The sequence below is a fragment of the Telluria sp. ZB2R32 genome, assembly GCF_059685715.1.
In genome coordinates, this window is sequence record NZ_JCASIG010000005.1 from 522,599 (window position 1) to 537,325 (window position 14,727).

The 14,727-nt window shown below is 67.0% G+C and carries 10 protein-coding genes and 1 pseudogene; 3 read left to right on the forward strand and 8 right to left on the reverse strand.

Annotated elements, in window-relative coordinates; translation table 11 throughout:
- Positions 1–6 precede the first annotated feature (6 nt).
- Positions 7–537, reverse strand: a complete 531-nt coding sequence (locus AC56LG_RS17435) for a hypothetical protein (RefSeq protein WP_497167327.1) — start codon at positions 535–537, stop codon at positions 7–9.
- Between the two features lie 175 nt (positions 538–712).
- On the reverse strand, positions 713–1,786 hold the full coding sequence (locus AC56LG_RS17440) for an AI-2E family transporter (protein ID WP_497167328.1): 1,074 nt from the start codon (positions 1,784–1,786) through the stop codon (positions 713–715).
- Between the two features lie 303 nt (positions 1,787–2,089).
- On the opposite strand from AC56LG_RS17440, the gene AC56LG_RS17445 reads away from it, so the two are divergent.
- Positions 2,090–3,721 carry a PKD domain-containing protein gene (locus tag AC56LG_RS17445; protein ID WP_497167329.1) on the forward strand — a complete coding sequence of 544 codons (1,632 nt, stop codon included), beginning with the start codon at positions 2,090–2,092 and terminating at the stop codon, positions 3,719–3,721.
- Here the strand turns inward: AC56LG_RS17445 and AC56LG_RS17450 are convergent.
- The 6 genes from AC56LG_RS17450 to AC56LG_RS17475 all read right to left on the reverse strand — a co-directional run bounded on the left by AC56LG_RS17450 (position 3,718) and on the right by AC56LG_RS17475 (position 11,489).
- Entirely contained in the window at positions 3,718–4,710 is a 993-nt protein-coding gene (locus AC56LG_RS17450) for a tyrosine-type recombinase/integrase (protein WP_497167330.1), read from the reverse strand. The genes AC56LG_RS17445 and AC56LG_RS17450 overlap by 4 nt on opposite strands.
- A 65-nt stretch (positions 4,711–4,775) precedes the next feature.
- Positions 4,776–7,238, reverse strand: coding sequence for a bifunctional diguanylate cyclase/phosphodiesterase (locus tag AC56LG_RS17455; protein WP_497167331.1), 2,463 nt, complete (start codon positions 7,236–7,238; stop codon positions 4,776–4,778).
- A 122-nt stretch (positions 7,239–7,360) separates the two neighbouring features.
- Entirely contained in the window at positions 7,361–8,194 is an 834-nt protein-coding gene (locus tag AC56LG_RS17460; protein WP_497167332.1) for an aldo/keto reductase, read from the reverse strand.
- 147 nt (positions 8,195–8,341) lie between these two features.
- Positions 8,342–9,514, reverse strand: a complete 1,173-nt coding sequence (locus tag AC56LG_RS17465; RefSeq protein ID WP_497167333.1) for a zinc-dependent alcohol dehydrogenase — start codon at positions 9,512–9,514, stop codon at positions 8,342–8,344.
- Positions 9,515–9,526: 12 nt separating this feature from the next.
- On the reverse strand, positions 9,527–10,225 hold the full coding sequence (locus AC56LG_RS17470; protein WP_497167334.1) for an SRPBCC family protein: 699 nt from the start codon (positions 10,223–10,225) through the stop codon (positions 9,527–9,529).
- 76 nt (positions 10,226–10,301) lie between these two features.
- Entirely contained in the window at positions 10,302–11,489 is a 1,188-nt protein-coding gene (locus AC56LG_RS17475; RefSeq protein ID WP_497167335.1) for an L-dopachrome tautomerase-related protein, read from the reverse strand.
- A 357-nt stretch (positions 11,490–11,846) separates the two neighbouring features.
- Here AC56LG_RS17475 and AC56LG_RS17480 point away from each other — a divergent pair.
- Together AC56LG_RS17480 and AC56LG_RS17485 are read left to right on the forward strand one after the other, a co-directional pair.
- Positions 11,847–12,994 (forward strand): annotated as a pseudogene (locus tag AC56LG_RS17480) (glutathione-independent formaldehyde dehydrogenase).
- A gap of 839 nt (positions 12,995–13,833) precedes the next feature.
- Positions 13,834–14,613: a hypothetical protein gene (locus tag AC56LG_RS17485; protein ID WP_497167336.1), complete on the forward strand. Its 780-nt coding sequence runs from the start codon at positions 13,834–13,836 to the stop codon at positions 14,611–14,613.
- The last annotated feature ends 114 nt before the right edge of the window (positions 14,614–14,727 follow it).

Genomic DNA, 14,727 nt, shown 5'->3' on the forward strand with positions numbered 1-14,727 from the left:
GGCCCGTCAGTGCGAGCTGGCCGGCGCGCCCAGCCAGCCGCGCAACTGCGCCAGCAACTGTTCGGTATCGACCGGCTTCGACGCATAATCCGAGGCCCCGGACGCCAGGCAGCGCGCGCGGTCTTCCAGCATCGCGTTCGCGGTCAGGGCGATCACCGGCAGCCGGGTAAAGCGCGGGTCGTCGCGCTCGCGGTCGAGGGCCGCGCTCAGCGCCTGCGGCGCGATCTCGGCGCAGCGCGCAGGCGCGGGGCACGGGCACGGGCTCCTGGCGCGGTCGATAAAGGCTTGCACCTTGGCTTTCAGCACTTCCGGCGCCACCGGCATGAACACGTAATCGCTGGCGCCGAGCTCCAGGCCGCGCGTGCGGTCGAGATCGGTCGCACGGTGCGAAGTCAGGAACACGATCGCGGTGTCGAGGTCGCTCAGCACCGTGCGCAGCGCGAACAGGGCGCCCGGATCGTCGTTGACCAGCAGGATCGCGGAGACACCCTGCTGTACGGCGGCCGGGGCCGTGCGGGCTTCGGCGTGGTTCGTCATATCACTGGCGATCGCGCCGGGCGACGCATGGCTACGCCACCCGAGGGCAGGTCGGGCGCCGGGCGAGGGGACGCAATGCCGGAATACATCGGAGTCGTGTGCGGGTGCAGGTGCGCCCCTGATTGTAGTCCACCAGACGCCGGTATGCGAGCAGGCGCGGGCTTAGTTGAGACCACTATTCAGCCTTGACCGCAACGGCCTCGTGGCGTTCTTCCAGCGCGGACTCGTCACCGCCGCGCAGCCAGACGAACAGCACGGCCATGATGAACGGACCCACGAACAGGCCGATCACGCCCATCGTCGACACGCCGCCCAGTAGCCCGAACAGCACCGCCAGGAAAGGCAAATTGACCTTGTGGCCGATCAGCTTGGGCCGCACGAATTTATCGACCAGGAACAGTTCGATCGTGCCCCACATGAAGAGGCCGAGCGCCGCGCCCGAATGTCCTTGGCCCAGCAGCAGCAGCGACACCATCGTGAACGACAGCGGCGCGCCGCCGGGAATCAGCGCCAGGTAGCCGGTGATGACCCCGAGCAGGACCGGCGCCGGCGCGCCCGCCACCGCATAGGCGATGCCCAGCACGATCCCCTCCAGGATGGCGATCGAGAACAGGCCGAGCGCGGTGCCGCGCACCGACAGCGGCAGCACGCGGCGCAGCATGCCATAGTGCGTCGGCAGCAGGCGCATGCCGGTCTGGTCGACATGGCGCACCACGGTCGGGCCGTGCAGGTAGAGCACGAACAGGGTCAACAAGGTCAGGAACAGGTACAGCGCATTGGCCAGGATGGTCGAGCCCCAGGTGCGGGCCGCGCCGGTCAGGTGCGGCATGAAGTCGCCGACGGTGGTCTGGATCAGGGTGTTCAGGCCGCCAGGCACGGCGAGGTGCTTTTCCCACCACTCATGGGCGGAGGTGGCGATGATCGGCAGGTCCGCCAGCCAGGCCGGCATCGGCACGCCGGTCTCGTTAAGCTGGTTCACCAGGCGGTGCACGCTGGCCACTTCGCCGCCCAGGGTATCGAGCAGCAACAGCGCCGGTCCGACGAAGCTGACGATCAGCGCACCGAGCAGGGTGCTGGCCGAGAGCACGCGCGGCCAGCCGCGGTTGACGAGGCCCGTATGCAGCGGCCAGGTGATGATTGCCAGCAGCGCCGCCCAGGCGAGCGAGCCAAGGAAGTGCTGCAGCAGCAGCGCCAGCACGAGGGCGAAGCCGATTGGTAGGAGGAGCCTGGAATAGCGCGTGCCGGTCATGGCGAGGCTCTGTACTGCACCGTGGGCGCCGCGGCCGCACGGTCGAAAGTAAGGTTCCCGCTGGAGGGAGGCGTCGGTTGTCTCATCGGCAAGTCGCATGCGGGTGGGCCGGCGCAGGGCCGGGTCCCCGGTAGTATAGATCAGTGGGCTGCGAGAAAAGATTGGCTTAAGCGAAGCATAAGTTCGGGAAAGCGGAAGCGGACGGTTCATGCGCCAGCATTGAGCTACCTCCACTCGGCTGCTTGCGCCGCGCATAGATTAGTCAGGACATGCAATCTGCATGGTGACCGAGCGGAGGCAATCATGGCATTCGGATGGACGCGGGCTGCTGCGCAGGCCGCCGGAACCCTGGTGGCGGCAGGGACCTTGTGGAGTAGTGTGGCGGCAGAGGCCGCTCCGCATGCCCAGGCGCAGGCAAAGGTCCAGGCACCGAGGGACGTGTACGGCATCGTCAACCTGGCGCCGCCGCCGGTATATCGCGCCTTCATCAATGCGCGCAGCCAGGTCGCCTTCGAGTACACCGGACTGGACAATTCGCCGCACGTGGGCTTCTTCGACGGCCGGCGGGTCGTCGACGCCGAACCGGCCGGCGCCCTGGGTAGCCTGGTGGCCAACCTCAACGACCGCGGCGAGGTCGCCGCCCACGCGGTGCTGCCCGATGGAACGACCTTCATGCCCTACCGCTGGACGCCGGCGGGCGGGCCGACCTTGTTGCCCGATCCGCACCCGAACGCCGACACGTTTACCAGCGACATCAACAACCGCGGGCAGATCGTCGGCTTTTCCCAGCAGGTCGACCTTGCCGCGCGCTGGGACGGCGCCAACCGCCTGGTGCCGCTGCAAATGCCGGCCGGCTATGCACAATCGATTGCCTACGATATCAACGAATCGAACATCTCGGCCGGCGTGGCCGCGGCGCCGGACGGCAACAACCATTCGGTATTGTGGGATGCGGCCGGCCGCCTGGTCGACCTCGGCACGTTCGGCGCCGGATCGTCGTTCGCACTCCAGATCAACGACCGCAACGAGGTCGGCGCAACCGCGGTGACGGCCGACGCGGCCGGCAACCAGTTCTGGCGCTCGCTGCTGTGGAACCGCCGCGCCGGCGCCGCCTTCGTCTCGCCGCCCGGGTCCCAGTCGGTCATCGCCGCGCTCAACGAACGCAGCGAAGCAGTGGGGCGCCTGCTGCCGCCCGATCCGGCCCGTACCCACGCCTTTTATTTCTCGCGCCAGCGCGGCCTGGTCGACCTGCACCGGGCGCCGTTCGTCGAGTCGGCTGCCGCCGACATCAATGACGGCGGAACCATCGTCGGCTCGATGACGCGCACCAACCCCGATGGCAGCGAAACCGAACTGGCCTACCGCTGGTCGAATTTTTCTCCGGTCAACCTGAACACCCGCCTGCTCGACGCGCCCGCCGGCCTGGTGCTGACCCAGGCCTTGCACATTGCGCCGTCCGGCGACATCGTCGCCAATTCCAACGCCGGCCTGGTGCTGCTGCGCCAGGGCCGGGCGGGAACGGACGCACCGGTGCTGGGGCCGGTCACGCTGGGCGAACCGATCCGGCCGACCGTGGCGACCGCGCTCACGCAAACCTTCAGCGACCGTAATCCGCGCGATACCCATAGCGCCACGGTGAACTGGGGCGACGGCAGCGGCCCGCAGCCCGCGATCGTCGACGAGACGCGGGGCAGGGGCAGCATCAGCGCCACCCATACCTATGCGGGCGCGGGCGAGTTCACCATCGTGGTGAACGTGACCGATTCGACCGGCAGGACGACGTCGACATTCCGGCTCGTGACCGTGGAGCCGCCACGGCCGTTCGGCGTTGCTGACAGCGCAGCGACGGCCGCCCAGCCGAAGCGCACGCTGATCGGACCGGAAACGCCGGCCGCAGTGCGGGCCAAGCTGGAACGGCTGCTGAAGAGGCCTTAATCGGCCGGATCGGGTTTCACACGCGCCAGTTTGTAGTCCGCCGCGGAGCGTTCGAGCGCCAGGCCGAGCACGTCCTTCAGCTCGCCGGCACTCGCGCCTTCATCGAGCTGGCGCTTGGCGAAGGTATTGCGCAAGGTACGCCCGCCCGAGCGCGCCAGGTCCATCCCTGCGCGCTCGAAGGTGGCACGGATCTGCACGTACACCGTTTTCTTGGTCAGCTTGTCGCCGGCCACATTCGCCGGAAACACGAACTCGCCCGGAATCCCCATCTTCGCGCGTTCCTCCAGCCAGGGCCGCAACTCCTCGACGCCGCGGCGCGGCAGGGTGGTCGTGTGTTCGTGGCTGGTGTCGTGCTTTTCGTCAGGCGTGATAGTCAGCTCGATCGAGCCGTCGATCGCCACCTGCTGGCCGACTTCGTGGACCAGCAATCCGGTCGCTTCCGAAACGCGCAGGCCCGCCAGTGCAATGACGACCTGCATGGCGCGGTCGCGCCGGCGCTTCCAGCCGTCGAAGGGCGTCACGCGCCGCCGCCGCGGCGGATGCGACGGCAGGGCGTCGAAGAAGCGCTCCAGTTGCCCTTCGGACAGGGCGCGGCTGGCACCGTCCCTGGCGAGGTCGGTGTAGTTGGTAGCCAGGATCGCCTGTTCGGCCGGATTCGGCGTGAGTTCCAGGTATTCGAAACAGCGTTCCAGCAAGCGCAGGTAGCGGTAGGCGATCTTGCTGTTGAGGACACGCTTGTTGTTCTCGGTGCGGTTCACGAACGCGATCAGGTCGGCGTGCGTCACCGTGAACAGGGTCTTTCCTTGTTCGGCCAGCCAGCGCGCGAAGTTGCCGAACATGAAGATGTAGATCTTGGCCGACTCCTGCGACACCATTCGCGGCGTGCCGTCGGCACGCAAGCGGCGGCCAGTGTTCGCGAAGTCGATCGTGAATACGAATTCGGTGAACGCTTTAAGGGGAGCGGTTTCCCACGCAGTCAGATTGGGCATGCGAACCATCATATACTGTAACTAACTCACAAAAGCATACACACCAATAAAAACAACCCCAGCCATCAGCCGCCGGGGGCAGGTCGTGACGTGCAGACGACCGCGGTCACCGCCTCGGCCGGCAGGGCGCGGGCGTACAGGTAGCCCTGGTAGGCGTCGCAGCCGTGTTCGAACAGGAAGTCGCGCTGGGCAATCGTTTCGACGCCTTCGGCCAGGACCCGCAGCCCCAGGCTGCGGCCGAGCGCGATGATGGTGCGGGCGATGACCGCGTCGTTGCGGTTGGTCAGCAATTCGAGCACGAACGAGCGGTCGATCTTGAGCATGTCCAGGGGCAGCTGCTTGAGGTAGGCGAGCGAGGAATAGCCGGTGCCGAAGTCGTCCAGCGCAAAGCTCAGGCCGTGCCCTTTGAGCAGATTCATCTTGGCGATCGTGTCGTCGACGTCTTCGAGCAGCGAGGTCTCGGTCAGCTCGAGCTTGAGCCGGCGCGCATCGATCCCGGCCGCCGCTACCTGCTCGAGCACCTGGTCGACGAATTGCGGGTGGTGGAACTGGCGCGCGCTGACATTGACCGCCACCTCGATCCGCGCGGTTGCGGGATCGGCCGCCCAGGCCAGCAGCTGTGCGCAGGCTTTTTTCAGAACCCATTGCCCGAGCGGCAGTACCAATCCTGTTTCCTCGGCGAGCGGGATGAATTCGGCCGGCGACACCATGCCGCGCGCTGGATGGCGCCAGCGCACGAGGGCCTCGACGCCGGTGACCTGGCCGTGGCGGTCGACCTGCGGTTGGTAGTGCAGGTCGAATTCGTGTTCGCACCGGCCCAGCGCCTGGCGCAGGTCATTCTCGAGTGCGGTGCGCGCCGCGAGCGCGGACTGCATGCGCGGGTCGAAGACGCGCAGCATGTTGCGGCCCGAGGCCTTGGCTTCGTACATCGCCATGTCCGCGCGCTTGAGCAGCTCGCCGATGTCGTCCCCGGCATCGCCGAAGAGCACCATCCCGATGCTCGCGGTACTGTGGTGACAGTATCGGCCGAGCTCGTATGGCTGGCGCAGCGTCGCGAGCATGCGCTCGCCCAGCGCCCGCGCCTGGGCGCATGCCTGCTCGATGTCTGCGCTCATTCCCTCGCGCAGCACCACGAACTCGTCGCCGCCGAAGCGCGCGATGGTGTCGTGCTGGCCGACGCAGCCGCCCAGGCGCTGCGCCACCTGCCTGAGCATCTGGTCGCCGACCGCATGGCCGAGGGTGTCGTTGAGCGACTTGAAATCGTCGAGGTCGATGAAGAACAACGCGTTGGTGCGGGGGCCTTGCGCGCATGCCTCGAGCGCCCGCTGTAGCCGGTCCATCAGCAACTGGCGGTTCGGCAGCTGGGTCAGCACGTCGTAAAAAGCCAGGTATTCGATCCGGTGCTCGGCCTGGCGGCGCTCGGTCAGGTCGACCATGGCGCCGACCATGCGCGTGGCGCGCCCGCCGGCGTCGCGCATGATGTAGCCGCGGTCCAGCACGAAGGCAACCGAGCCATCCTTGCGCAGAAAGCGGTATTCGTCCATCCATTGCTCCGCACCGCCCGCGATCGCGGACCGGATGTGGCGCAGCACGCGCTCGCGCTCATCGGAGTGAATGTAGTCCGACCAGCCGTGAATCGGCCCGGAGATATCGGCCATCGTGTAGCCGAACACGGATTCGATGCTGTCGCTGACCCAGACCGCGCCGTCCTCGAGGTTGCGGTCCCACACCACGTCGGTGGTGGCGCGGGCGAGGGTGCGGAAACGTTCTTCGCTGATGCGCAGCGCTTCCTCGGTCTTGCGCGCCTCGGTGACGTCGCGGAAGTAGACGGTGAGGCCCTCGTCGGAAGGGTAGGCGCGCACCTCCGACAGCGTCTGGTAGGGCGCATAGTATTCCTCGAACACGACGGTGCGGTGTTCGCGCAGCGCGCAATGGAATTCGCGGTAGCCGATCTGGCCCTGGAGCGCGGCGAACTCGTCCCACAGCACCTTGCCCAGCAGCTGCGCGCGCGGGCGCTTGAACAGCCGCTCCGCTTCCCGGTTCAGGAAGGTGAAGCGCCATTCCCGGTCCAGGGTGTAGAAAGCGTCGGTGATCGACTCGAGCGTCGCCGACAGCCGCGCGGCGCTGCGGGCCGCGTCCTGTTCGGCCGTGTGCTTGCCGCCGATGTCCTCGACCGTCCCCAGGTAGCGCGCGCGCCCGTCGTCCGTCCGCAGCAACTCGGCACGGACGTGCACGTGCCGTTCCTCGCCGTCGGCCTGCACGACGCGGCAGGCGATATCGAGTGGCGCGCCGCGGCGCAGCGCCGCCCGCAGCGTTGCGCGCACCTGCCGCCGCTCGTCCGGGTGCACGCGCCGCAGGACGTCCTCGATGCGACAGGCGCCCGGCCCGAGGCCGTAGATGGCGCGCGCGCGCGCCGACAGGGTGAGCGCCAGGTCGCGCAGGTGCATTTCCCAGAAGCCGACCTGGCACGCGGACGCGTCGATACTTGGCGGATCTTCTGAAAGCTGGTCTTCAGGCATGGCAGGCATGGAATGACAGGACGTCTCCATTGTAGACGGCAGACTGCCAGCCCACGCGTCTGTTCCGCACGCGTGCGGGAAAGCGTCCCGGCGCGCCTGGGCGCGATTCTCCCGTACGGGCGGGGTCGGCTTCAGATCATTTCCAGCGCCACCTTGCGTGCGGGCGGCGGGAAGGCGCGCTCCAGCGTGGCCATGTCATGCGCCGACAGCGGCAGGTCGAGCGCACTGCGCAGCTCCCTCGCGTGAGCGGGCGTACCGGCCTTCGGCAGCGCGATCGTCCCATCCATGCGCAGTACCCAGCGCAAGGCGATCTGGGCGGGCGTAGCGCCGTGCTCTGCCGCAAGGCGCTGCAGCGCGGCATTGCCCGCCAGCCGGCCCTGTTCGAGCGGCGAATACGCCATGACCGGAAGCGTATGCCGCCGGCACCAGGGCAGGAGGTCGAACTCGATGCCGCGCCGCGTCAGGTTGTACAGCACCTGATTCGCCGCGACCCCGCTCCCTCCGCGCAGGGCCAGCAGCTCCTCCATGTCCTGTGTGTCGAAATTGCTGACGCCCCAGTGACGGATTTTTCCCGCACGCCGCAGGGACGCGAAGGCTTCCAGCGTTTCGTCGAGCGGCACCGCGCCCGGCCAGTGCAGAAGATACAGGTCGAGGTAATCGGTGCCGAGCCGGCGCAGGCTGTTCTCGCAGGCGGCAACCGTCCCGCGCCGCGTCGCATGGTGGGGAAGCACCTTGCTGACGATGAAAGCTTCGGGCCGGCGGCCGCCGAGCGCCTCGCCGATTAATTCCTCGGCGGCGCCATCGCCATACATTTCCGCGGTGTCGATGAGGGTCATGCCGTTGTCGATGGCGAAGCGGATCGCATCGCTTTCGTCCCGGCGGCGCTCCGGCCGTTCGCCCATATGCCAGGTACCGAGGCCGAGTACGGGCAGCTGCTCGCCGGAAGGAAGTTGGGTGTAGCGCATGCTGGCTCCTTTCGTGTTCGGGTCCGCCACGCGCGGGCGCGAAGCACCTGCTGGTGGCGGAAACCGGGGACAGCATAGCAAACCGCGCACGCGGCGAGGATCGCGGTGCGGGATCGGGCCCCGGGCGGCCGCCCGCGTGCGCGGACGCTAGGGCGCGAACACCGCCCGCACGCAGCCGTCTTTCTTGTGCTTGAACATGTCGTAGCCGCGCGGCCCGTCCTCGAGCGAGAAACGGTGCGTGGCCAGGTAGGCCGGATTCAGCTCGCCCTTCTGCGCGTGCGCCAGCAGGCGGTCCATGTAGGCTTGCCCGTGCTGCTGGGCGGTGCGCACCGTCATGCCCTTGTTCATGACGGCGCCCATCGGGAACTTGTCGATCAGCCCGTACACGCCGAGCACCGACAGCGTGCCGCCCTTGCGGCAGGCCATGATGGCCTCGCGCAGCGCCTGGCCGCGGTCCGTCTCCAGGCGCAGCGCCTGCTTCACGAGGTCATACGCGTATTGCGGCCCGGTGCCGTGCGCTTCCATCCCGACCGCGTCGATGCAGGAATCGGGGCCGCGCCCGCCGGTCATCTCCTTGAGCACGTCGAGCACGCTGTCGACCTGCGTGTAGTCGATCGTTTCGGAGCCGGCGTGCTCGCGCGCCATCCGCAATCGCTCGGGAAAGCGATCGATCGCGATGACCCGCTCGGCGCCCATCAGCCGCGCGCTCTGCTGCGCCATCAGGCCGACGCCCCCGCATCCCCACACTGCGACCGTGTCGCCCGGCTGGATGTTGCAGAAGTCGGCGCCCATGTAGCCGGTCGGCGCCGTATCCGACAGGAAGAGCGCCGTCTCGTCGGCCACGCCGTCGGGCACCTTGAAGCAGTCGTTGTCGGCAAACGGTACGCGCACGTATTGCGCATGGGCGCCGGCGTAGCCGCCGAAGGCATGGGTGTAGCCGTAGATGCCGGCCGTCGAATACCCGCCGAGCAGCGGCTCCTGCAGCTCGGGCTTGGGATGGGTGTTGTCGCACAGGGAGTACAGCGAATGCTGGCAATACCAGCACTGGCCGCACACGATGAACGAGGGGACGACGACCCGGTCCCCTTTGGCGACGCGCTTGACCGCAGGTCCGACTTCTTCGATCACGCCCATGAACTCGTGGCCGATCACGTCGCCGGCCTTCATGGTCGGGATGTAACCGTCGATGAAGTGCAGGTCGGAGCCGCAGGTCGTCGACAGGCTGACGCGCAGGATGGCGTCGTGCGGGTTGACGATTTCCGGGTCCTTCACCGTGCCGACCCGCAGGTCGTTCACGCCGTTCCAGTAGAGTGCTCGCATGGTGTGTCCTCCTCAGTGCGTGTCAGTGCGTGCGGCTGGCTGGCGCGCGGTGGTCGAGATCTCGCCGGATTCGACGAGGTTCTTGAAGCGCCGCAGCGCGCCCTCGGCGACCAGGTGCAGGGGCGTGCTTCCCAGCAGTTCGAGGAGCCGGCCGGCGGGCGCGCCGCCCGGCGGGTCGAAGCGCAGCCGCAGGGTCAGCACGGTGCCGCGGCCGGCCGGGGCGCCCTGGAAGCGCACCTGGCCCTCGTTCGCGATGGCGGCGCCGGGAAGCGAGCGCCAGCCGATGTCCTCGCCGGGACCGTCGAGCGTTTCGGATTCCCATTCGAAAGCGTGCCCGAGCGGTCCCTCGACCTTCCAGTGCATGCGGCTGCCGCCGGTTGTGCGCACGCTTGCGAAGCCTGCCATGACTTGCGTCAGCGTCCGCGGATCGAGCCAGACCCGGCGCAGTTCCTCCGCCGTCTTGCCGATCGTGATCGAGCGCTCGACCGTCGGCTTGCCGTGCGCGCTCCCGGACATGGACTGCGTGCTGCGCAGCGCGCCGAGCGCGCCCGCGCCGACGGCAGTGAGGGCGAGCGCCGCGGCGCCGCGCTTGCGGCCCTCGAGCCCGGCCACGATGGCGGCGGCGCCCAGGGCAATGGGTATCCAGCCAAGGTGTTGCGCCGGACTCCCGGCCGACTTGTCCCGTCGTGCAGCAAAGATGTCATGTGCCATATCGAAGCTCCCTGTGGTTGGCGACGCTGATGCGAATGCAGGCCGCGAAGCGCGCTCGGCGGTTTCAGTCCGAATGTCAGTCCCGGCGGCGGCCGAGGCGCCAGAGCTGGGTCGGCAGCGCCAATGGCGCGTCGCGGTTGAAGAAGGCCGAATCCTGGATGCGCGAGGTGGTCATGTACAGGCTGCCGTCCGGTCCCTGGCTGAAGGTGTCGGGCCAGCGCAGGCGCGGATCCTGCAGCACCGTGCGCAGCGCGCCGGCCGGACCCTGCGACAGGTTGCGCGCCTTGATGGCGTTGTCCTCGATGGACGTGACGTACAGGATGTCGCCGCCGGTATGCGCGCGGCGGTCGATCCAGAAGCCGTCCGTGGGCCCGACCTTGCCGTAGGGCTGGACCTCGGAAGAGAGATCCGCTCCGGCCAGGCCGCGGCCCCTGAGCGCCGCCGTCCGGATGCGGTACAGGGTCGTGCCGGTGAGCGCTTTCCAGTACAGCCAGGCGCCGTCGGACGACAGGGCGATGCTGTCGGCGGCGAACAGCACCGGGCGTCCGTCGGGGTAGCGCAGCGGCCGGCCGTCGGTACGCACCACCACGCCCTTTTCGAGCTGGGTCGACGGATGGCCATCCAGCACCCGCCGCGCCTTGCCGCTGGCCAGCTCGACCACGACCAGCGCGCCGCGTTGTCCGGAGTCGGTCAGGTAGGCATGTCTGCCGTCGCGCGAGAAGCGCACGTCGTTCAGGTAGGAACCGGGAATCGCGACATCCTGGCCGAAGCGGATCACCTGGGCCACGCGGTCGGTGGCGAGATCGATGCGCACCAGCTTCGGACCGCCGGGCACGATGCCGTCCACGGCGGGGGCGGCGGGATCGACCACCCAGACGCTGCCGCGGCCGTCGGCCACCACGCTCTGCACGCAGACCCAGTGCGCCGCCGGATCGAGTTCGTCGCGCCGCACGTTGCGCCAGGCGTTCCATTGTTCGTCGGGATACGGCCGCACGCTTCCGTCCGGCATGACTTCGGCCACCGAGACGGGCGCGTCTTCGGTCCAGCGCGGGAAGTTGACGAAGATACGGCCCCGTTCGCTGACGGTCACGCCGGTGACCTGGTGTTCGAACTGGGCCGCCTGCTGCAGCGCCGTATCGAGCCGGCGGTGCTCGGGGTGGACCTCAGGTGCCGCCTGTGCCGTACGGGTTTGTGCCGGCGCCATCCCGGACGACAAGCAGGCGCCAGCAAAGGCGAGTGCGACAAAGATCGGTGTGATTCGCATGGCCCTTCCTTTCTGATGGGTGACGGCGTTCCAGGGCCTTAGCCCTCGGCAACGGGCTGGCGACGGCAGGACGCTTGAAAGATGAATAGACCGCCAGCCCGCGCGCCTGTTCCCGGCTGCGGCCAAAAGGGTAAAAAAATTCCCCCGGCATTGGCAGGGAAGACAGGCAGGGTCCCGGTTGCCATTCGCAGGGGCAGCGCCTAACATGGTGAGATGGTCCTTCGGTGGACGGCAGGTTCCGCGACGGATGCATGTTCCCGCGGAGATCGCCTGCGGGTTTTACCAACAAAGCCGGGACGCGGTGCCGTGTCCTGTCATTGGGCCGCCTTTGTCCTGGCGGATCACCAGGAGCAGATCATGAAAGCTGTTGTCTATCGAGGACCAAACCAGGTGGCTGTCGAAGACTTGCCGGAGCCGAAGATCGAACGTCCGACAGACGCCATCGTCAAAATCACCAGCACCAACATCTGCGGTTCCGATCTGCACATGTACGAGGGCCGGACCGATTTCGAGCAGGGCCGGGTATTCGGCCACGAGAATCTGGGCGTGGTCGTGGAGGTCGGGCCGGCGGTCGAACGGCTCAAGCCCGGGGACTGGGTCTGCATGCCCTTCAACGTCAGCTGCGGCCACTGCAAGAACTGCGAACGCGGCCTGACCAACTACTGCCTGAAGGCGAACGAGCCGGGCATGGCCGGCGGCGCGTTTGGTTTTGCCGACATGGGCCCTGGCAGGGCGGCCAGGCCGAATTCCTGCGCGTACCCTGGGCCGACTTCATTTGCCTGAAGTTGCCGCCGGATGCCGAGGAGCGCCAGACCGACTACGTGATGTGTGCCGACATCTTCCCGACCGGCTGGCATGCGACCGAACTGGCCGGCATGAAGCCCGGGGACGCGGTGGTCATTTACGGCGCCGGGCCGGTGGGCCTGATGGCTGCGCACTCGGCGATGATCAAGGGCGCCTGCAGTGTGATGGTGGTCGACTGCCATGCCGACCGGCTCAAGCTGGCCGAGTCGATCGGCGCGACCGCGATCGATTACGCGAAAGAGGACCCGGTGCAGCGGGTCATGGACCTGACCCATGGGCTGGGCGCGGACGCGGGCTGCGAATGCGTCGGCTACCAGTGCCACGACCACAATCATCACCGGCAAGAGGTTCCCAACCTCACGATGAACAACCTGGTCAATTCCGTCAAGTTCACCGGCGGGATCGGGGTGGTCGGCGTGTTCGTCCCTGAAGACCCGAACGGCCCGGATGTGCTCGAGAAAGAAGGCAAGCTCGCGCTCGACTGGGGCATGCTCTGGTTCAAGGGCCAGCGCGTCGGCACCGGCCAGTGCCCGGTCAAGGCCTACAACCGGCAATTGCGCGACCTGATTTACGCGGGCCGCGCCAAACCCTCGTTCATCGTGTCGCATGAACTGACACTGGACGAGGCGCCGGACGCGTACCAGCACTTCGACGTGCGCGACCCCGGCTGGACCAAGGTGGTGCTGCATCCGGGCGCTTAGCGGAGCAGGGCGCTTGTCTGCCACAAGCACCGCTTCGAGGACGAACATGCCGCCAGCGCCGGTGTCCGACTTTTGCCGGCCGATGGCGGCATCCGGGCGGCCTGGGGCGCTGTGGCGACGCCGATGTCAAGCCCTTGGCCCACAGCGCTTGCTTTGCTCACATCCAGGGCGCCTGTGCCGGCACAACAACGAATACGGCATCGGGCACCCGATGCGCCTTGCGCCGTGCGTACCCAAACCGTACCCAAACGCCTGCGCGATGCCGATCCGCCAAGCCGCGCGCATCCGGGTGCCCAGACGTTGCCAGATGCCGTGCAGGCGCCGCATCCGCGACGACAGCGGTTTCCATCCGGCGCGGTCGTCACCGGCGCCGGTGTCGTTATGCTCAACCGGGAACCGGAATGAACGCTGCAAACTTGGCATGCGTTCGAGGAAAAGTCGGACCAGCCGGTGCCGCATGCAGGCGCGGAGAAACGGCAAGCGAAGTGATCGCGCCGCCATCATTCGCGCGTGCGCCAGGCGCACGACGTCAAGGTCGTGGTCCGAAACTTCATTGTTGATGTCGAGAGCTGGAAGCGGAACTGCGGCCCGCAATTCGACATCAACTGCAGCTGCAAAAAACTTCGCATAATCTATATTATGTCAAATGCGCTATTCGTTACCGGGTCCATATCCGCAGAAGCAGTCCCCCGCCTGAACTTTTCCTCTCCTGAAGCTCACCAGCCTCCCACACGGTTTACCTCGCCATGTTGCGTGTTTTACCTCCGGTTCGAAACATTGCGTGCATTTTCCCGTCGACCTCGTCGATATAATCTTTCTTATTTGCAGAGGGAGCGCACGTGCGTCCATCGCGCATCCTGCATGGTGTCCCGATTATCTGCGCGCTGGCCGCGACGCCGTGCGTCGCACAGGCTCAACCGGCTAATAAGCCGCCCGTCGCTGCAAGCGCGGCGCAGGTTCCCGCCAGGGAGACTGGCAAGGACACGAGCACGCCGGCGCCCGCTGCTGCCAGTCTGGACGACTATGCCGGCATCTACGAATTTCCGCATAGTTTGGCGCTGACGATCGTCGTGCACGACGGGCAGTTGTACGAACGGTTTCACGACGATGCGTTCTTGAAGATCGAGGTGGTCGGCCCGGACGAGTTCGTCGTGCCGGAATACCTCGTTTATTTCAGCTTCCAGCGCACAGGCGGCAAGGTCAGCGGCGTCGTTGTCAACCACGCGAACGATTCCGTTGGCGTGAAGACCACGCGGCCGGTTCCTCCAGCGGCTTTTCTGAGCGAAGTGGATCAGGAGCGCTATGGAGGTAACCATGCCTTCGCGGGCTATGTCGATGGTGACGCTTCGGACGGTCCGGGAGGTCAAACAGGCTGGTCCGAGATGAAAGTTGTCGTGAACAAAGGCCAGCTGTTCGTGGAACAGCTGGGCCGCCGCTTCAGACCAGCCAGGGTCCGTCAGATCGATGGCCGTCCCGATTGCTTTACTTATGGAGACGGCGTCTTGTGTTTCGAGAGCGGCCGTAGCGGGCAAACAGGCGGTTTCCAGATCCGGTCGCCGCATATGCGCCATGGAGGCGCGCGTTTTGTCCGGGCTGAGACTGAAACGGAAAACGATTAGATGGCGGCCGGTGGGGCGCCTCCTCCCGCGAAGCACAGGGCCAGTCAAGCATACAAATCGACAATATAATGCGTAATGTCGAGTTGATGATTGGGTGGGATTTTCGAGCTGTTC